Origin of the sequence: Xanthomonas sp. F10, from assembly GCF_014206815.1 — a bacterium.
GTDB lineage: Bacteria > Pseudomonadota > Gammaproteobacteria > Xanthomonadales > Xanthomonadaceae > Xanthomonas_A > Xanthomonas_A indica.
The window spans coordinates 1,154,033-1,172,874 of the sequence record NZ_JACHNP010000001.1; the positions used below are offsets into that span (position 1 = coordinate 1,154,033).

Genomic DNA, 18,842 nt, shown 5'->3' on the forward strand with positions numbered 1-18,842 from the left:
ACGCGAGCGGCGCTGCGGCATCTGAATTTACATAAGATACATTATGCGAAATTTCGTGCACATGGTATGGGCGCGGCTGCGCTGGGTGTGGCAGTGACTTCCTGATGAAGTTCGTTGTTGTGGTCTTTACGAGCTGGCGGGAACGCCATTTCGGGCAGATGGCAGGATGAGGCGTCTCCGCAGGGGGCCAGCCTCTGTACCCCGATCACCTGCATGCATCGTGTACAGCGTTGTCCATCTGACTAGACAGCTCAAACGATCGATGCACCCCAGCGGCAGCATATACCGCCTCACGCTGCCGCTTCGCAGCCTCGCAGGCATCGCCGGACTGGGAACCAGAGACGGAAGCGCCATAGCCGCCAATAGAATGCTGAGCGGCGTATCGTCGGTCTAGCTCCTGCTGCAAGCGGTAGCGGCGCCACAACTCAGCGTTTGACGGCTCGGGAACAGGAGTGGCGTCCCAGGACTTGACTGCCGAGCCGGAAGCACAAGGCGAGGACTGATACGTCACCGCCTTGCCGGCGACGCACTTGTAAACCTGCTGCCCATAAGCAGGCAGAGCAACTACAGCTAGAACAAAGAAGAATGCGCGAGCGTCCATGACCCCTCCCCTATTGCCCGGGATCATACCTAAGAGGCAGCGGAGTAAATTAGACAAAGACGTGGGCCCCGGGTAACAGGCGAGAGTTAGGCGCTATCCGTAGGGAGCGATGCCCCCTACACTCCCAGTCGAAAAAAGCGCCCCAAGCTCAGCTTTCATGCTAGTAAACTCCCCCTTTTCTGAGGAGGCAGATCTTATGTTGCCCGATCTCCGAAAGGTAAAGCACGAGCTGCAAAAGGTGCATCTCAAAACGATCAGCGCCTTGGCTCAAAAGCAACTTGGAGCATTCTCTGACATACCCAGACACATCATTCATGAAGGCGATGGCATGACTACTCTGCGCGCCGATGGGACTGCAGAGGAAAGCGGCATGTCGACGATCTCCGCAGAGAGCTCACTCGATGTCAGAAAAGTGGCGACGCTTACATCGGCTGAGCGCTACGATGTTCTAGCTGACTTGGCGCGTCGGATGGCGGAGGGGATGTCTAGAAAACTTTACAGTGACCTTGACCGCACGCTGGAGGCTGCCGGCCAGGTGGTAAATGGAAAGGGGAAGGGGTTCACCCCCGAGCTGTTATTGGAACTACTCGAAAAAATCGAAATGGATTTTGATGACACCGGTCAGATAAAAAATATGCGGCTGGTGATGCACCCAGAATCCAGGCAGGATCTTGCCAGAGCCCAAAGGCAGTTGGACACAGACCCGGTCCTACAGCAACGGTACAAAGACATCATGCAGCGGAAGCGAGAGGCATACCATGCTAGAGAAGCTGCTCGAGAACTGGTTGGATAGTGCGAGTGAATTGAGTTACCAGCAGGTCTTCGTCCAGATGCTATCTGCATCCGGGTACACGGTTCTCCACAGCACTCGCCATTGCCTGCTTGAGTTCGGAAAAGATGTACTGGCAATCGCACCGGACGGAGTGGGGTGCGCCTTCCAGCTAAAAGGTCAGCCCAATAAGCAGATGACTGTCGGCGAGTTCCGAAGGGAAATCCAGCCTCAGCTGGTCCAGCTTATGTCCCAGCCACCCGCGATGCCTGGCTTCCCTCCTGGCGTTTATCGATCTTACTTGGTCAATAACGGAAGCTTTGGCGAAGAGGTACAGGTAGCCGTTTCGCAGATGAACTCAGCACCCTATCCCTCAAAGCTTGAGTTGTGGAGCCGGGGCAAGCTGTTGGAGATGGCTCTTAGTGCGTCAACCAGGTTATGGCCCAGCGAGATCGACGACACAAGGCGACTTCTGGACCTTTACATGGCAGATACGTCGGATCAGCTTCCCCTAGACCTACTTGCAGGCATGCTGAGCTCTATTCTTTTGCTGGACCGACTTGATTCTGAAAGTGACCAACCCTCTATTCTGGAACTCTCTCGAGTTGCTAGCAGTGCAATGTGGGCAACGAGTATTGCCCTGTCACCCTTTGCGATGAGCGAGAACCACCAAGCGGTAGCGGTTGGCTGGACCGTGTGCCGGGCTATGCTGCAGGCGATGTACGAGAAGAGTGGTGGAAAATGTGAGGTAAGCCACCATTTCGAACTCGCCGAGAGGGCCATCCTTGACGCGCTGGCAGCTCTTTGGGCCGAAGTCAGTCGGCGGGATCACCTGGCAATGCCCTCGGGGTTAGAGGACTCCGTCATCTATGGATGGCGGATCGGCGTGCTACGAGGGCTATTGTCCTCCCTGTACCTAGCTAACGAATCTCAGCCTTTATTACTGCCCGACGACCACACGGCTTTGGGAGATTGGCTTATGGAGGAGCGCAGCGCTCCAGACCTTTGGGGCGAGGCCGCCATTGCTTACGAGTTCCCTCCTCTACTCGTTCTTCGCAAGATGGGGGACGAAGGGCGGGTGGCGGCTAACCTAGCAAGCCTCGCGGCCGAAACCATCGCGTTGAATCAAGCCGATTCAGGACTAGCATTGTCGAGTCCCTATTACGACGGAACAGCTAGCTTTCTCGCTCAGATGTCGCTCGACGTGGAGGAAAGTGAGAGGGAGACTTTTGAGGGCTCCTCGTACATGGCACGGGTTCTCCTACTTTCACTGGCGGCAATCGGCAAGAAGTCGGAGTGCAAGCGCCTTTGGCGTGATTTCTCCAAACTCTCCCACCGCTACTTCCTGCACGCCGAAGAGTGGATGTACCTTGTTCCTACGGCAAGACAGGGGCAAGAGCTGACACGCATTTATCCGAATACGTACGAATGGTCCTCCCTGGTTTCCGAGGCCGAGGGACTTGGACGCCCCCTAACCTGCCTATTTGGCTGCTCGCAATGTGGTGGCAGGCGTGCCCACATAGAGCTAGCGCAGAGTCCTGGTTAAGTTCGCTAGTATCAAGTCGAAATAAGTTCGCCCCGGGCGCAAAATGAAACCCGTTTTTTTAGTTTGCGCTCCCGCACCACTACTCGCGACAAATTTCTCTAAACGAGGCAGTTGGAGCAATCCGCTGTTCGTCTGCAGCGTCCGCTTCTCAGTCAATCAGGGGCTTACGCGAATCCATATCATCATGTTCGGCAAAGCTAGTGCAGATAGCCATTATGAATTTCGCCTCTGATTGTATGTAGGCGTGTTGTTTTGATGGCCATATTAATCCTCTGCGGGATGAGTGGATGCCAGTGGCCAACCAAGGAGGGAGCGCCGGAGGCAGGAAAATCTTGGACCAGGCACATGGATTTAGCAAAGGCGTTTTGATCTGGTTGCGATACTAAAGGTGAACTGTCGCGCCAATAGATTTCGATGCAGATTGACTCATGGCTATTTTTGATTTCTCGATGACAGGTAGAATCAACGTGTTGAAATCGTCTTCGAAGTTGCCTACGCTATCCGTGTCTGCATTTTGAAAGCGACTCTTCAGGTTTGTGAGGAATAACAGTCCATTGAAATCTGGATTTTTCTCAAGTCCGAACACCTCGATCATCGATTGCACCTTGAGCGTCGCGCAGGTGTATATCGCACCTTCAAAGCTGAGCACGCGATACGGCACCTTATCGATCAGTTCTGCAGGAAGGCTCTTCTTGCTGAGCTGATCGACCACGTGACTATGTAACATTGTCGTAGTGATATTGCTAAACAGGATCCAGTCTTCTAGAGTGGTGACGATGTTGAAGTATAGGCAATCCTCTTCCTGCTTATCCTGCATCTCACGATGGATGTTGGCGTAGTTCTGAACAACCGCCTCGGCGAGTTTGACCATGTCTTTTTCCAGATCGCTGACCTGCTCTGCCACACGTCCACTCAACGACAAACGCTTTGACTTGCATTCTACAAATGCGCAGTTTCCGTGTGACCTAACTATCCAGTCCGTTCCATCATATCTAACCTTTTTAATCTTCTTGGGCTGCACTTCTTCGACTTCATAGCGAGGTTCCAAACTCCTGAGTATCCGACCCGTGATGCTCTCGAAGGCATCACCGAAAGCGTTGGGAAAACCCTTGGCATCAACTAAATCGAAGTAAAGACCTTCAAGCAATCGCCGCTCCAATGCTGGTGGCAGCGGACACATGACGCGCTCTGGGTGGTCTGGAAATAGTGAGATCAACGGATAGAAGTGAAGTGCATTGAAGGTGTACTCCCAGCAATCGTTCTGACGCTGGGTATCAATTAGCTTCTTGCGCATCGGCTCCAAGCTACCGCTGATGCGTTCGAAGAAGCGTGTCGACTGCGATCTATCCACTCCCAGAATTTCGTAGTCCGTCGTGGTATTCATCTGTACCCGGTTGAGTGCTGACGCGATCACGGCAAACGTCAGGACGAAATATGTGTCCACATCGATGCCCAGATGCTCTTCGAAGATCGCCCGAAGGGCTGGCGTTCGATACATCGCTAGGTAGCGACCGATCTTGGCACGTGTCAGTCGGCTAAACCCCGGAAATTGGGCCTGCGCAATCCGGTGCAGCGTCAGCATGATGTCGGTGTTTGGATTGTCCTCGTGTACGTCATTGGCGAACTTATCCAAAGCACTCTTTACGTTGACAAAGTCCGGCCAATTCGCCAGAGAATGGCCTGTAGGTCTCCCACTCCTGTCTGCATGCAAAAGCAGCTCGCGAGCCAGAAGCTCAACCTGGTGAGGGTGGAGATACTTCTCGATATCGTGGGAGTAGCCCCGCTCATCCCGGTGGACATAGCTGTCAGGTAGCTTCACCTGACCCGACACGAGCCTTGAGTACTGCCACACGTGGCGAAGCGAATCCTCCAAGGGCACCTTCCGTAGCGCTGATTTGACCTTTCCATAGTCGGCTGGCACGTTGCGGATTGCCCCTGAGCGTAGGTGCCAAGATTAGCACCGGCACGCCCCCCAATGCTCATAGTGTCGATCTGCGCGACGGCAGCATTGCATGGTTGCCGGAATCGGGAGCATGATCCTGGGTCACGTCCAGGACAACGCAGGTTCCCAGCAAATCCTCACACACCACTGATGACCGCTAAGCCCGCTGGCCGGTTTTCGGAATATGCCTGGGGTTCCTGACCCTAGTGGTTTGTAGTCCTTATAAAAATCCTTAATCACTTTGCTGCTACGCTTGCTATAGGCCAAGAGAACATTTCGCGGTTTTGTTGTATGCCTAGCTAGAGCCGGGTTGGCTGTCCCCACTTTACGTCCCTTCACCTAAGTGCAGGCGTACATATGGGAGATTCCGTCTACGAAAGGCACCAGAACTTCTGATAGTTGGCCCGGGCTTGTGTGAGGCTGAGGTTGCCATTGAGACCACCTAGTACCTCATCAGCATCATTGTCATCTTGACCATCATCCTCCCAGAAACAAACAGCGCAAATCTCAAATGCTGCTCGCTCGGAAAGCGCCTTGTAGCCACAGCAGGGACGGCGCAGTGGAGGGTCTTTGATCAGCATGACGTAGTAACCCAATAAAATGGATCCCCGGATCCGGTGGAAATACTTCCTGCAGCGGAGTGCTACGCGACGCTCGGATCAGGATTGTCTGTCAAAGGCGATACAGACTGCCAGCGCCGTTCGCCGGCGTCCCGTCAATGCAGTCTGCCATCGGCAGGCCCTGCGACCAGCCTGCCGCCATGGCCTGGGCATCGCGCAATGGATCGGAAGCCTTGGCGCGCTCATTGCGAACACGGCAGGTTTCGGGGTCTTGGGCGAAAAGCCCGCGCGCGAACAGTCTGCCCTGCTCTGCCAGCTTTGTGGTCTTGGGTCCGCGGATTGCGGCAAAACGCGGCAATGCCTGATCCAGCGCACCGCCGGCCTCTTCGAGGCACCGCGCCAGATGCCAGGCGTCTTCCAACGCCTGACAGGCGCCCTGGCCCGAGGTCGGCAGTGGCGCGTGTGCCGCATCGCCGACGAGCAGCACATTTGCTCGGCTCCAGGTGTGCAGCGGCTCAACGTCATGCACGGCGATCCGTTGGATGGAGTGCGCCGGCGTGGCCTCGATAATGCGGGCGACCGGCTCGGGCCATCCTGCACACAGATCCATCACCTCCTTGCACATCTCCGCTGCGCGCGTCGCCTCGGGCAATGGCCGCGCCTGCGCGGCGGCCCAGTACACCAGATCCGTCCGGATCGGCACGCAACCGACACGATCGCCGGACCCCCAGTAGTCATGAATCGCCATGTCGCTCAGCAACGGGCCATTCCCCTGTGCAACGCCGATCCAGTTCACGAACCCTTGGTAGATGGGGGGGTTGTCTCCTGCGACGAACTTGCGCGCGACCGAGTCCATGCGGCCATCGGCACCAATGAGCAGGTCTGGGCGGATGCTCTTCCCGTTCTCGAACCGCGCCAAGGCCTTGTCGTCGGCATCCAGATCAATCGCGACCGCCCGATGCCCGAACTCCACCTGGATGCCAGTGCGTGCCACGTGGTCCAGCAATACCCCCTGCAAGTCCCGACGCAGAATGGTATGGGTTGGGTAGCCCATGAGTCGGTCCAGCACCGTGATGTCCAGGCCTCCCAGCGCGTTGCCCGCTGCGTCTTTGCGGTGGACCGACAATGGCCGACCGCCCACCGCCCCGACATCCTCCAACAACCCGAGTTCCTGCAGCACAAAGCCCGCGTTGGGCCAAAGCGTCACGCCAGCGCCCATGGTGGCCGGCCCGTTCCGACGTTCATAGACGCACACGGTGTGCCCCTGCTTGTGCAACACGAGAGCCACGCTCAAGCCTGCGATGCCGCCGCCCAGTATTCCGATCTCCATGCCGATGCATCCCGATTCAATGGGTCCAGGCGTGCCGTTGCAGGGCAGCCGTTGGACGGGAGTGCATCTTGGTCCCCACCAATTGCGCAAACTAGCATGCAAAAATGGCGGGCTTTCATACCTCAGATGGGATAATGATGCGCGACAAGCTCGACCTGAATGCAGTCCGCGTCTACGTGGCCGTCGTCGACGAGCAGAGCTTTTCCGGCGCGGGGCGCCTGCTGGCCCTGCCGTCGTCGAACGTCAGCCGTCACGTCGCGGCGCTGGAGCGCAGGCTGGGCGTGCGCTTGCTGGAACGCAGCACGCGCCATCTGCGCATGACGGAGGCCGGCAGGCTGGTGTACGAGCGCGCCAAACCGGTCCTCGATGCCTTGTTGTCCACGGAGGAGGAGCTTGGCGCGGTACAGGGCGAATTGAAGGGGTCTCTCAGGATGTGCATGCCCAACGAAGCGCCCAGGCTGCTCGGGCCTATCCTCGCCGAATTCTGCAGTCTTCATCCTGGCATTGAGTTGGAATGCGACACGCGCCTCACCGGCCTGGAAGTGTTGCGTGAGGACATGGACCTCTCCATCGTCTTCCACCGCGGGCGTCAGGACGACAGTGCGTTCATCACCCGCGAACTGGCGACATTGCCCAGCATCGTGGTCGCGTCCCCCGCGCTATTGGCCCAAACCGGAACGCCGCGCCACGTGCGCGACCTCAAGTCCTTGCCGTGCATCACCACCGTGAGCGCACTGAAGGGGCAGCCCTGGCAGTTTCTCGATCCTGCGGGCGAGATCGTGAAGGTGCCTGTGCGCAGCCGGTATCGCGTCAACAGTGGGGAACTTGCGGTGGCAGGTGCCCGCCAGGGACTTGGCTTCGCGATCATTGCGGCCCACCCATGCCAGGACGATCTTGCCGCGGGTCGATTGCAGGAAGTGCCACTGGATCTAAGCCCTGCACCACTGCAATTGCTTGGTGCCTACAGTCACCGTCATTCAGTCACTGCGCGAGTTCGGGCGTTGCTGGAGTTCATCCAGGTGCGGTTGCAGGGGTTCGGGGGCAAGTCAACGTAAGGCCGAGCGCGACAAGGTGGCGTGGAACCTGCCTAATCAGCTGCTCCGCGAACTTCTGTCTTTGCCAACTCCTGCCGTTCGCAGTGGTTAGCTTCCGCCGTGCAAAAGCATAAGCACGCGCTCAGCGACAGGACTCCGGCAACTTCTCCAGCAAGCCCGCCACCACCGGCGTCAGCCGGTTCGCGACCTCCGGCGGAATCGCCTCACCCGCCCCCTGCCCGGCTTCGCTGCGGGCTTGTTCGCAAGCCTTGACGATCCGCGGGCGCATGCCCGACCAGAGTGCCCTGCACTGCCAACCGTCCCGGCCCAGCGGCAACACTGCGTAGGCGATGGACTGGCATTCCTGCGCGGCGCGGGTGCCCAGCGGCTGGCCGGCATACTCGTGCGGCACGGTGTCCAGCGTCGGTTGGTAGTAGGTATCGGGAAACGCCGCCGCGTAGCGTTCCGGGTCCAGTTGCAGCGGCAGGCCGGTCGCCGTCAGGTCGAGCGTGCGGCCGCAGGGTGCCGCGGCGGCGATGTGCTGGATCGCCTGGTAGATCGGATGGTCCAGGTCGGGTTCGCGTGCGGTCACCTCGGACGTTGCGGCCAGCACCGGCAGGCGGGCGCGGTTGGCCATCTTCGCCAGTTCGCCGGCATGGGCCGGTGCGCAGCGTTCGCGCAAGCTGGCTGCAATGAGGAACGTGGCGTCGCGCGCGAATGCTGGATCGCTTTGCAGCAGTGCGGTGATGCGCTTGCCGGTCGCATCATCGGGCAATGGTGCGACATGAAATGCGGGCACAGTTGGCGGATGGGCCGCCTTGGTCGCAGCAGCACGCGGTGTCGGCGCCACGTGCCCGTGCGTGCGCAACGCAAACAGCACGCCGCCGGCAACGATGACCGCACAGGCGGCGATCGCGATCGCCCAAAGCATCGCCGATTTCAGGCGCATCGAGCCGCGCACTCAGCCTTGCACCGGAGTGAGCGTGGCGTCCTCCGCCTCGTAGGTGGCATTGGCGATATCGGCCTTGAAGTCGGCCAGATGCAGCCGCCCTTGCAGGTGGAACGAGTCCCACAGCTCCGGCACGTCGATCGGGGTGCGCAGCACCACGTGCAGGATCTGGTTCGGCGGCGGTGGCGGCACGTGGATGCAGGCGCCATAGAACGGCACGAACAGCAGTTCGCTGACCTTGCCCTGGTCGTCGCTTTCCAGCGGCACCACGTAGCCGTCCAGGGCGAAGCGCTTGCCTTCCAGGCCTTTCACCACTTGCGAGGAGCCGAACTGCGCGGCACGTTGGGTGCCGGAATGGTCGATCGGCATGCCGTTGACTACTGACGGGCCATCGTCGACGGGCGCCGGCTGGTCCATCACCGCGGCGTCGCCGCGCCAGGCCGTGCTGATGCGCGGCGGCGGGCGTTGATAGATATCGTTGGCCGGCGCCAGTTGTTCCCAGCGTTCGACCGTGTCCGGAACAGCGTCGGCGTCTGCGGTCGCGTGGGCGGGCGCATGCGCCGCAGCACGTGCTGGTGCCGACGTGGTGCCAGCCTGCCCGCCGTCGCCGTGGCAAGCCGCCAGCAGGCACAGCACCATTGCCAGCGGGAGATAGCGCTCAGCCTTTTTCATAGGGATGCAGGTGGGCCTGCTCCATCGTGTAGGCGGTGCCGGCGAGTTCGCCATGGAGGGTTTCGGCGCGCAGTTGGCCGCTCAGGTAGAACGGGCTGTACATGTCGGGCGGATCGATGGGCGTGTTCAGGCGCACATGCACGATCTGGTTCGGCGGCGGGGGCGGCACGTGGATGCAGGCGCCGTAGTACGGCACGAACAGGAATTCGCGCACGCGGCCGGCGTCGTCGCTGTCCAGCGGCACCACGTAGCCCGGCAGGCGCACCTTGCGCGCCAGTACTGCCGGCACGGTGTTGTAGGTGCCGGTCTGCGGCATCGCCTGCTTGCCAGTGTGGTTGACTGGCGCTTCGTCGCTGTTTTCCAGCGCCTTCAATTCGGCCGGCGGCAGCATCGCGCTCCAGTCCAGTTCGCGATAGCCGTCGGCATCGGGCTCGCCCAGCGGTGGGTTGATCGCCGCGTCGTTGGCCGGCGCCGATTGCGCGGCCGACGTCTGTGGCGCTTTTTTTGGGGCGGCGGGTTGCTGTCGGCCGCAACCGCACAGCACGGCGAGCGCCAGCAAGGAAAGGATCCAGCGCGTCATGCTCACAGCTCCGGCGACAGGCCATCGGCCAGGGTGCGGCGATAGGCCAGCAGCGCCGGCACGATGCCGGCGAGCACACCGGCCAGCAGCACGCAGCCGAGCCAGCCCCACTCCACCGCACTGGGCGCGACGCGGTTGATCGCCAGGCCGAAATGATCGAGCACCCAACCGCGCGCCAGCCAGCTGGCCGCCGTCACCACCGACAACGCCAGCGCGCACGACACCACGGTGACCAGGCCGGCTTCGAACAGCAGCAGCCAGGCGATGTCGCGTGGCCGTGCGCCGACCGCGCGCAGGATCGCCATCTCGCGCCGGCGCTCCTGCAGCGTGGCCACCAACAGCGCGACCATCGACACCAGGCCGAGCAGCACCACCAGCGAGGCGATCATGCGCAGGGCGCCTTCGGCGGTGCCCAGGGTGCCCCAGAGTTGCTGCAGGGTGACGCCCGGCATGATCGCCAGCATCGCTTCCTCCGGATACTCGTTGATCCGCCGCTGCACCGAGAAGGTGGCGATACGGGTCTTCAGGCCGAGCATGAAGGCGGTGATGGTGTCCGGGGTCAGGTCCATCGCCCGCGCCTGCGCGGCGCTGACATGGTGGCCCGGCAGGCGCACGCCGGAATGCCAGTCGATATGGATGGCCTCGATCGCCTGCAGCGACACCAGTACGCTGGAATCCACCGGCGTGCCGGTGCGGCGCAGGATCCCGACGATCCGGAATGGCTTGTCGGCATGGGTGGCCAGGCTGATCCGGCCGGTGCCATGGGTCAGCACGATCTCGTCGCCGAGGTGGCGGCCGAGCGCGGCGGCGACGTCGGCGCCGATCACCGCATCGTAGAGGTCGTCGAACGCCCTGCCCTGCGCGAACGCCAGGGGGTGCTTGGCGCCGTAGTGGTAGTGTTCGAAGAATCCGATGCTGGTGCCGACCACCCGGTAGCCGCGGTAGGAATCGCCCAGCGACAGCGGCACCGCCCACTTCACCTCGGGCATCGCGCTCAGGTCCTGGTAGCTCTTCCAGGAGACGTTGTTGGTGGCGTCGCCGATGTGGAACACCGAATACAGCAGCAGGTTCACCGGGCCCGAGCGCGCGCCGACGATCAGGTCGGTGCCCGAGACGGTGCTGGCGAAGCCTTCATGCGCCTGGGTGCGGATCCGCTCCACGCCCAGCAGCAGGGTCACGCTCAACGTGATCACCAACACCGTCAATGCCACGCCCAGGCGCCGGCTGCGCAGGCTGGCCAGCGCCAGCTTCAACAGCGTCATCGCGCACCTCCTGCGCTGGCGCGGTTGAGCGTGGCCAGGTCGGCCTGGGCGTCGAACAGCGGTGCGATCGACGGATCGTGGCTGACCACGATCGAGCTGGTACCGCCCTGCCGGCACTCGGCGAACAGCAGGTGCAGGAAGGCCTGCGCGGCGACCGGGTCGAGCGCGGAGGTGGGCTCGTCGGCGAGCAGCAGCGGCGGCCGCGCGATCAACGCGCGTGCCGCGGCCACGCGTTGCTGCTGGCCGACGCTGAGGCGCGCGGCCGGTCGCGACCAAAGCGCCGCCACGTCCAGGCCCAGCGCGACCATCAACCGCTCGATCTCCGCGTCCAGCGCGCTCGTGCCGGCGGCCAATCGGCCGCGGCGCGCGGAGAACTGCAGGCCCAGTGCGATGTTGTCGCGGGTGCTGAGGAACGGCAGCAGGTTGAACTGCTGGAACACCACACCGCAGTGGTCGGCACGGAAGCGGTCGCGCGCGGCCTTGCGCAAGGCCGCCAGGTCCTGCCCGGCCACGTGCACGCGGCCGGCGGTGGGCTGCAGTACGCCGGCGATCAACGCCAGCAAGGTGCTCTTGCCCGAGCCGCTGGCGCCGCGCAGCAACAGCTGTTGCCCACGCGGCAGTTCAAACGCTGCGATGTCCAGCACCGGTGCGGTGGCGCCGGGATAGCCGAAGCGCAGCTCGTTCAGTTCGACGACATGCGGCTGGTTCATTCCGGCAACTTCACCTGGGGCTGCCCGGCCACCACCTCGGTGCGGCCCTGGCCGGCCGCGGTGGTGACGTCCACCAGCACCGTGTGCAGCCACGGGAAACGCTGCGGCAGCAACACCTGCAGGTGGTCGAGTCGCGCCGGCTGCGCGCAGTCGAACGCGTAGTGGGCGTGAAACTCGGCGTGGGTGTGGCCGGGTTCGTCCGGATCGGCCATCGCCACGTCGTAGCCCTCGGTGGTGACCTGCGCGCTGCGCAGCGAACAGGTCGCGGCGACCGGGAACTGCAACCAGCCGGCACTGCGCAGGGTGGCGACCGCGGCCGCCAGGCGCTGGCGTTCGCCCGCATCGCGCGCCGGATGTTCGAAGTCGAGGATGCCGATGCCGGGCGCACTGAGTTGCACGTCCACGGCAGTGCCATCGACCGCGACCTCCAGGTTGGCCTGGCCGTGCACGTGCGGGCCATGGTGGCGAACCGCTGCGGCGGCCGGCGAACTGGCGAAGAGACACAACAGGATCAGGGGAATGCCAGGTCGCATATGCAGCGCATCGGTTGAGTTACACTATAACATTAGTGAACAATCGAACACGGGTGCAAGCCTTGCGCTGCCGTCAGTCAGCCGCGGTTCGCCTGCGGCCATTACCGATGTGTCGCGCGGCAGGCCTGCGCCGCGATGGGCGCCGAACTTCAAGGACTTCGATGTCTTCTTCCATCATTCCCGACAGCTACAGCGCCTGGCGCCACTGCATCGAGGTCGACTGCGGCTTGCGTCTCGACCGGGCGTATATCGCCCAGCGCATCGCCGCGCTGAACGACACCACCGACCATCACACCCAGCAGTTCGTACGCTGCTGGGGCGAGCCGCATCGCCAGCAGGTGCTGCAGTGGTTCGCACAGGCGCAGGCGGCATTCGCCGACGGCCGCGGCTGAGCGTCATCCTCGGCTGCCGCGGTGGTTGGGTGTGGGGTGCAACGTTGGTGGCCGTCTGCTGCAAAACGCTGCACCGCAGGTCGCGCCGCCCGTGGGTGCTCGTCTGGATGAGACGGTGATGCGCTGATCCACTGCTCGCGCCGGGTCGGCAGGCTAATGGCGGCCGCTGCGACCGGCGCGCACCGGCGGTACGCTGATCCCTGGCGTTGTTGGCGCGGACTGCCCTGGCCTCCCCATCCGGAGCACATTCGCTACACCCGCCTTTCAATGACAAGCGCGCGACAACCGCGGACTGCCCAGCCACGGCAGCTGCCGGTAGCATGCACGCGCACAGCCCTCCGGCATCCACTTTCCCAGCTTCCGCAAGGACCCCCAACGTGCGTCTTTCTTCCCCCGCCAGCGCGCATCGCGCGCGTCGCCTCCTGTCCGCCACGCTGGCTTGCCTGCTGCTCTCGGCAGCGACTGGGCTTGAGGCCAGGCCGCAGGCGTCGCAGTTCCAGATCGTCGAAAGCGTGCCCGAGGCTAGCGTCTACGGCGAGCCTGGGGTGCCGCGCACCCAGCAGACCTGGCTGGCCATGATCAATGGCGCCAAGCAGCGCATCGACATCGCCGCGTTCTACATCTCCGAGAAGCCCGGCACCGGCCTGACCCCGGTGCTGGGCGCGCTGGCCGCCCGCGCCCGCGCCGGCGTGGCGGTGCATCTGCTGGTCGACCACACCTTCCTGGCCAAGAATCCCGACAGCGTCGCCTGGTTGCGCGAGGTACCGGGGATCACCGTGCGGGTGCTGCCGGTCGATACGCTGACCGGTGGCGTGCTGCACGCCAAGTACATGATCGTCGACGACGCCAGCGTGTTCGTCGGCAGCCAGAACTGGGACTGGCGGGCGCTGGAGCAGATCCACGAGATCGGCGCGCGCATCGACGATGCGCGGTTCGCCAAGACCTTCGCGGCCAGTTTCGATTACAGCTGGCGCCTGGCCGACGAAGGCGATCTGGCCAAGGCGCAGGTCCGCGGCGTGCAGCCGCCGGATTTCGCGCCGGTCACCGCCACCGATCCGGTGCTGCTCGATGCCGGCAGCGACGCGCCACTGATCGCCTTCCCTGCCTTCAGCCCGCCGGCGCTGCAGCCGGCCTGGGTCACTGCCGAGGAGCCGGCGCTGGTCGACATGATCCGCGCCAGCCAGCATGCGCTGCGCATCCAGGTGATGACGCTCTCGGCGATCCGCAGCTTCGGTCCCAAGGGCTGGTGGGCGCCGGTCGACAGCGCCATCCGCGACGCCGCCGCACGCGGCGTGCAGGTGCACATCATCGTCGCCGACTGGGCGCTGCGCGAACCGATGCAGGCGTATCTGAAAAGCCTGGCCGCGCTGCCGAACATCGCGGTGAAGTTCAGCCGCCTGCCGCCGGCGCCGCAAGGCTTCATTGCGTATGCGCGGGTGGAGCACGCCAAGTACGCGGTGGCCGACGACCGCAGCAGCGTCATCGGCACCGGCAATTGGGAATGGAGCTACTTCAACACCGCGGTGGACGCCTCGGTGTTCGTCAAGGGCAAGGGGCCGGCCGAGACGCTGACCCGCATCTTCGACCGCGACTGGAACGGGCCCTACGTGACGACGCTGCAGCCCGGCCAGAACTACGAAGCGCCGCGTACCGAATAGGCTCCGCGTCCGTGCTGGCGGCATGCAGCCTTCAGGTTGGGTACTCCTGGGCCGATGCGCGCTTCATCGCGTATTGGACAGAGAACGTCGCTGAGATGGAATGCACCGTCGATACGAGGATGACGCTGCGACGATGCGCCGCAGCCATCCCCACGAGGCCTTAACCCGCGCTCCCTATCCTGGCGCCGCGCTGGAAGGCGACCGCTGCGCCAGGCCCTGCTACTCGCGCCACGACGCATGCCTCCAGCCGCGTACGGACATCCAACACAAGGAGACGCCATGAAGAAGCTGCACGCACTCGTGTTCGCAGGGAGCTTGCTGGGACTCGCCTCGCCGGCCTTCGCCGAGGTCGCCAATCTGACCAACAGCGCCGACGGCGCCAATCGCGAAGCCGGCATCGCCGCGGTCAAGAAGAAGCTGCAGGAGGCCTGCACGTCGCGTAAGGGCACGCCGGACCCCGATTCGTTCGAGGTGGTGTTCGAGAAGACCAGCCAGAATCCGGACGTCCCCAAGCCGTACTACGTGGACGGAAAGATGAAGTGCGACATTCCGCAGGGCTGAGCTGGATGTCAGGTGGACTCACACCGCACATGCGCCTGAATGCGCACAAGGCCCTGCTTGCGGGGCCTTGTTTCTTCGGATGCGCCGCGTACATCCGCTCCGTCACCTGCCGATGAATCCCGACGGCAGCTCCACCGACGGTCTGCACCGCAGGTAATTGCGATCGCGGTCCAGCGCCTGCTCCCAGCCGTTGCCCACTTTGCGGATCACGCGCCCCTCCGAACAGGAAACACCGGCGGCCCGCGCTTCGGCAGTGCCCAGCGCGGGAATGTCGAGTTGGATCTGCGACGGCCGTGGCCGGCCGAAGGTATGGGCCAGGCTGTCCTGCATGGAGAAGTCCACGTGTTCGCAATAGGCATGGGTCCAGGGACGCGGATCGTTTGCCAGCAGCTTGCGGCAATCCAGGCGTGGAATCGGGGCGACGTTACGCTGCGGATTCACACGTTCGATGCCCCGCCCGACCGCCGAGCGTGTTTGTGCGAATACGGTCGCCGAAACGGCGATGAGGAGCAGCCCTGCGGCTGCCCGTTGCATGACGTCCATGATCTCCCCCTGTGCGGAGAGCTTAGCGACGCTCAGTCCATGCCGCTTAGACAAAATCGCGCCTAGCACCCGTGGGCGCCTAGCGCAGTTGCAGGCAATAGCGGCAGGCCCCGCCAGAGCATCGCCGCGCTCGCTCAGGACGCGCGATCGGCCAACAGCAGTGGCGCCACGGTCGCGCGTTGCACCATCACGCACTGGTCGGCGATGGCGGACAGGCCGAGGCGGTGCGAGACCGCCACCAGGGCGGTGTGCGGCAAGCGGCGCCGCAGCGTGCCCAAGACTTGCTGCTCGGCGACGGCGTCGAGGGCGCTGGTGGCTTCGTCGAGCAAGGCTACGCGCGGTTGCCGCAGCAGCACCTGGGCCAGCAGCAGCCGCTGCAGTTCGCCGCCGGACAGGCGTGTACCGACGCCATGCGCGGCGGTGTCCAGGCCGCCGCCGCCCTGCAGGCGCGCGGCCAGGCCGACATCGCGCAGCGCGTCCCACATCGCCACTTCGCTCGCAGCCGGCGCCGCCCAGGCCAGGCAGTGCCGCACCGTTTGCTGCCAGGGGCGCACACCCTGAGCGATATAGGCCAAGGGCTGCAGCGCGGCGCGATAGCCGGCGAAGTCGAGCGTGCAGCCGTTGCAGTGGGCGGCGAACTGCGGTGGCGCGACCATGCCGGCCAAGGCGTCCATCAGGCTGCTTTTGCCGACTCCGGACGGGCCGCTGATCAACGTCAGGGTGCCCGGCGCCAGGACCAGGTCGTTCAAGGCGACCGCGGCCAGTGGCGGTGCCAGGCCGATGCGTTCGATCTGGATCGGTGGCGGCGATGTCGCCACGGTCGCTGCAGGGGGCGTTGCCGCTCCCGTACGCTGCAACGCCGGGAACGGCGTGCCGAGCGCAACGTAGCGTTGCCACAGTTCCAACGCCGGGGCGGCCGAGCGCAGTTGCTGCACGCTCTGCCGGGTCGAGACCAGGTACGGCAACAGCCGCCCCAGCAGCAGCCCGACGGTGATCAGCGCGCCGCGGTCGATGCCATGCCACACCCCGGCCAGCAGCATGATTGCGGCGATGGCCGCTACCGCCGCCAGTTCCAGCAGCAGGCGGCCGGAGGCGACCAGCGCCTGCTGCCGCGCGTAGCCATCGGCGAGCCGACCGGCGATCGCGTCGTAGGCTTCCTGCTCGCGCGCCTCGCGGGCGAACGAGCGCACGTGGCGCAGGCGCCGCGGGAAATCCTCGCTGAGCCAGAACAGTCGGGTCATGTCGGCGACGTACTGGCGGCTGACCCGGGCCTGTTCATGCCCGGCGATGCGGAAGGCGAGCAGGCCCAGCGCCAGCAGCGGCGGCAGCGCCAGCACCAGGATGGGCGAGACCAGGAACGCGGCGGCCAGGCTCACCGCCGCGGTGATCGCCGCCACCAGCAGCTGCAGCAGCGCGCTGAAGCCCTGCACCACGATCTCGACGTTGTAGGTGAGCAGGTTGGCGATTTCCGCCGAACTGGCATCGGCCAGTGCCGGCAATGGCACCTGCAGCAAGCGCGCGTGCACGTGCCTGCGCAGACCCAGCGCGTGGCGGCTGGCCAGGTCCGCGGCCAGTCGCGTGCCCCACCAGCGCAGCAGCGCAAAGCCGCTGCTGGCGGCGACGAACAGCAGGGTCTGCGCGAACAAACCGGTCGGCAACGGCAAGGCGTGGCCGGCCAGGGTCAGCACATGGCCGGGTTGCACCAGCGGCACCAATGCGACCGCGGCGAGCGCGCCGGCCAGCGCGCCGAGCAGCGACAGCAGCACGTACCCGGCGATGCGCAGGCGCTCGCCACGGCCGAGCACGGCGACGAAGGCGCGCAGCAAGTGCGATGCGGGGTCCGGACGCGCGCTCATCCGCTGGCGTCTGCGTGATGGGCGATCGACGCCACGCCCAGCCGCCGCGCATGCGCGCCGGCATCCTGCGTCGCCGGTTTCCTGGTGGCGCGCGGGGCCTCAAGCCAACAGCGTCTGCAGTGCATCGACCGAAGCCTCCGGATGCGTGCCGCGCTGCAGCTCGTACACGCCCAGCCGCTGCAACTGGCGCGCGAACAATGGCCAATGCGGCTGGCCAGCGGCATAGGGCTGGTCCGCGGCCAGGCGCGCGGCCACGTCCGCGTCGGTGACCGGCTGCAGCAGCCGCTGTGGATCGGCCGCCAGGGTGGCCGAGACGAACACCGCCGCGACCAGCCGCAACGGTGCCTGGGCCAGGCGTCCGTCGCCGTGGCGGATGTCCACCTCGTGCTTGAGCGCCCCGCTGCGGCGGCGGATCAGCGGTGCCGCGGCGATCCAGGCGCGGGTCTGCGGGTCGAGCAGACGCAACAGCTCCGGCCGCAGGTGCAGGAAGTTGCCGATGCCGGTGGCGAGCAGATACTGCGGCGCGACGAACAGGGCGTCCTCGGCGAGGAACTCCAGCCCGCGCAGCAGACTGTGCAGGGCCAGCGTGGACTTGCCGGCGCCGCTGCCGCCGAGCAGCAGCACGCCGCGGCCATCGCGGCCGACGCAGGCGCCGTGCAGCGGCACCAGGTGCATGCCGCGCGCGGCCAGGACGAACACCGCGAATTCGATCAGTTCGTAACGCACATGGTAGGCGTGGGCGAGCATGTCCTCGGACACCACCACCAGCGCCCTGCCCTGCTCGGGCACCAGCACCACGTAGTTGTGCGCATCGATCACCCCGCTCAGCACGCCGGCGCCGGAATGGGTCTGCACCGGCGGCGGCTCCACCGCCAGCGCGTAGGGTGCGTCGCCGCGGTCCACCAGGGTCAGCTCGATGCGGAACGAAGCGCTCTCCGGCAGGCGATGCGCCGGTACCGCGCCGAAGGCCGCTTCCACCAAGGCCAGCAGCGCCGGACTGTTGCTTTCGAAGTGGAAGCGGCCGCCGAGCAGTTGCTTGCTGAGCGTGTGCGGGCGCCGCAATCGGGTTTGGAACGGATCGCAGGCGCCGCCAGCAGCGACGACGGGCGTGGGGTGGTCGCTGGCCGCCACGTCCAGGACACGCAGGGTCGATCGCGGCATCGGAGAAGAGTCGCTTGAGGGGATGCAGCGTGGGTGCGCCTGGCGCAGCCAAAGGTTGCGCCGGCGGCAACCACGCGGCGCGCAACCAAACGGCGCAGCCCCGGCACCTACCGCCACGGCCACCTGCGCGCGGCCATCGCTGCATGCGCCCTTCCCCCGCGGCGCCGAACGAGACCTTCCGCC

General features: G+C 64.3%; 18 protein-coding genes. 6 read left to right on the top strand and 12 right to left on the bottom strand.

Going from position 1 to position 18,842, the window contains the following annotated elements:
- The first annotated feature begins 797 nt into the window (after nt 1–797).
- Entirely contained in the window at nt 798–1,394 is a 597-nt protein-coding gene (locus FHR56_RS05125; RefSeq protein WP_160947257.1) for a hypothetical protein, read from the top strand.
- Nucleotides 1,360–2,916, top strand: a complete 1,557-nt coding sequence (locus FHR56_RS05130) for a hypothetical protein (protein ID WP_160947256.1) — start codon at nt 1,360–1,362, stop codon at nt 2,914–2,916. Before FHR56_RS05125 ends, FHR56_RS05130 begins: the two co-directional genes overlap by 35 nt.
- Before the next feature lie 382 nt (nt 2,917–3,298).
- On the opposite strand, the gene FHR56_RS05135 is transcribed toward FHR56_RS05130, so the two are convergent.
- The 3 genes from FHR56_RS05135 to FHR56_RS05145 all read right to left on the bottom strand — a co-directional run bounded on the left by FHR56_RS05135 (nt 3,299) and on the right by FHR56_RS05145 (nt 6,748).
- Nucleotides 3,299–4,789, bottom strand: a complete 1,491-nt coding sequence (locus FHR56_RS05135) for a hypothetical protein (RefSeq protein ID WP_160947255.1) — start codon at nt 4,787–4,789, stop codon at nt 3,299–3,301.
- Nucleotides 4,790–5,229: 440 nt separating this feature from the next.
- Nucleotides 5,230–5,439: a CPCC family cysteine-rich protein gene (locus FHR56_RS05140; protein WP_160947254.1), complete on the bottom strand. Its 210-nt coding sequence runs from the start codon at nt 5,437–5,439 to the stop codon at nt 5,230–5,232.
- Between the two features lie 91 nt (nt 5,440–5,530).
- Entirely contained in the window at nt 5,531–6,748 is a 1,218-nt protein-coding gene (locus tag FHR56_RS05145; protein ID WP_160947253.1) for an FAD-dependent oxidoreductase, read from the bottom strand.
- Nucleotides 6,749–6,882: 134 nt separating this feature from the next.
- Between FHR56_RS05145 and FHR56_RS05150 the strand changes: the two genes are divergently transcribed.
- Nucleotides 6,883–7,803 carry a LysR family transcriptional regulator gene (locus FHR56_RS05150; protein WP_202406979.1) on the top strand — a complete coding sequence of 307 codons (921 nt, stop codon included), beginning with the start codon at nt 6,883–6,885 and terminating at the stop codon, nt 7,801–7,803.
- Between the two features lie 121 nt (nt 7,804–7,924).
- Here the strand turns inward: FHR56_RS05150 and FHR56_RS05155 are convergent, their stop codons facing one another.
- The 6 genes from FHR56_RS05155 to FHR56_RS05180 are packed head-to-tail and all read right to left on the bottom strand — an operon-like array spanning nt 7,925 to nt 12,488.
- Nucleotides 7,925–8,731 (bottom strand): hypothetical protein, encoded by an 807-nt coding sequence (locus FHR56_RS05155; protein WP_237473174.1) that lies wholly within the window; start codon nt 8,729–8,731, stop codon nt 7,925–7,927.
- Nucleotides 8,732–8,743: 12 nt separating this feature from the next.
- Entirely contained in the window at nt 8,744–9,403 is a 660-nt protein-coding gene (locus FHR56_RS05160) for a DUF3299 domain-containing protein (protein ID WP_237473172.1), read from the bottom strand.
- Nucleotides 9,390–9,983, bottom strand: coding sequence for a DUF3299 domain-containing protein (locus FHR56_RS05165; RefSeq protein ID WP_160947251.1), 594 nt, complete (start codon nt 9,981–9,983; stop codon nt 9,390–9,392). The genes FHR56_RS05160 and FHR56_RS05165 overlap by 14 nt, the downstream gene beginning before the upstream one ends.
- Before the next feature lie 2 nt (nt 9,984–9,985).
- Nucleotides 9,986–11,239, bottom strand: coding sequence for an ABC transporter permease (locus tag FHR56_RS05170; protein ID WP_202406989.1), 1,254 nt, complete (start codon nt 11,237–11,239; stop codon nt 9,986–9,988).
- A 2-nt stretch (nt 11,240–11,241) separates the two neighbouring features.
- Nucleotides 11,242–11,955, bottom strand: a complete 714-nt coding sequence (locus FHR56_RS05175) for an ATP-binding cassette domain-containing protein (RefSeq protein WP_160947249.1) — start codon at nt 11,953–11,955, stop codon at nt 11,242–11,244.
- Nucleotides 11,952–12,488 carry a DUF2796 domain-containing protein gene (locus tag FHR56_RS05180; RefSeq protein WP_237473163.1) on the bottom strand — a complete coding sequence of 179 codons (537 nt, stop codon included), beginning with the start codon at nt 12,486–12,488 and terminating at the stop codon, nt 11,952–11,954. The genes FHR56_RS05175 and FHR56_RS05180 overlap by 4 nt, the downstream gene beginning before the upstream one ends.
- Before the next feature lie 161 nt (nt 12,489–12,649).
- On the opposite strand from FHR56_RS05180, the gene FHR56_RS05185 reads away from it, so the two are divergent.
- From FHR56_RS05185 to FHR56_RS05195, 3 genes are all read left to right on the top strand, one after another.
- Nucleotides 12,650–12,880 (top strand): hypothetical protein, encoded by a 231-nt coding sequence (locus FHR56_RS05185; RefSeq protein WP_160947248.1) that lies wholly within the window; start codon nt 12,650–12,652, stop codon nt 12,878–12,880.
- A 377-nt stretch (nt 12,881–13,257) separates the two neighbouring features.
- The gene (locus tag FHR56_RS05190; protein ID WP_160947247.1) at nt 13,258–14,538 is read left to right on the top strand and encodes a phospholipase D-like domain-containing protein; all 1,281 of its coding nucleotides are present in this window, start codon (nt 13,258–13,260) and stop codon (nt 14,536–14,538) included.
- Between the two features lie 279 nt (nt 14,539–14,817).
- Nucleotides 14,818–15,099: a hypothetical protein gene (locus FHR56_RS05195; protein WP_160947246.1), complete on the top strand. Its 282-nt coding sequence runs from the start codon at nt 14,818–14,820 to the stop codon at nt 15,097–15,099.
- 102 nt (nt 15,100–15,201) lie between these two features.
- Here FHR56_RS05195 and FHR56_RS05200 read toward each other — a convergent pair whose 3' ends face one another.
- The 3 genes from FHR56_RS05200 to FHR56_RS05210 all read right to left on the bottom strand — a co-directional run bounded on the left by FHR56_RS05200 (nt 15,202) and on the right by FHR56_RS05210 (nt 18,659).
- Nucleotides 15,202–15,642 (bottom strand): hypothetical protein, encoded by a 441-nt coding sequence (locus tag FHR56_RS05200; protein WP_160947245.1) that lies wholly within the window; start codon nt 15,640–15,642, stop codon nt 15,202–15,204.
- Nucleotides 15,643–15,776: 134 nt separating this feature from the next.
- A complete protein-coding gene (locus FHR56_RS05205) occupies nt 15,777–17,498 on the bottom strand; it encodes an ABC transporter ATP-binding protein (protein ID WP_160947244.1) in 1,722 nt (573 codons plus the stop codon).
- Nucleotides 17,499–17,597: 99 nt separating this feature from the next.
- The gene (locus tag FHR56_RS05210; RefSeq protein ID WP_160947243.1) at nt 17,598–18,659 is read right to left on the bottom strand and encodes a serine kinase; all 1,062 of its coding nucleotides are present in this window, start codon (nt 18,657–18,659) and stop codon (nt 17,598–17,600) included.
- Nucleotides 18,660–18,842: the final 183 nt, after the last annotated feature.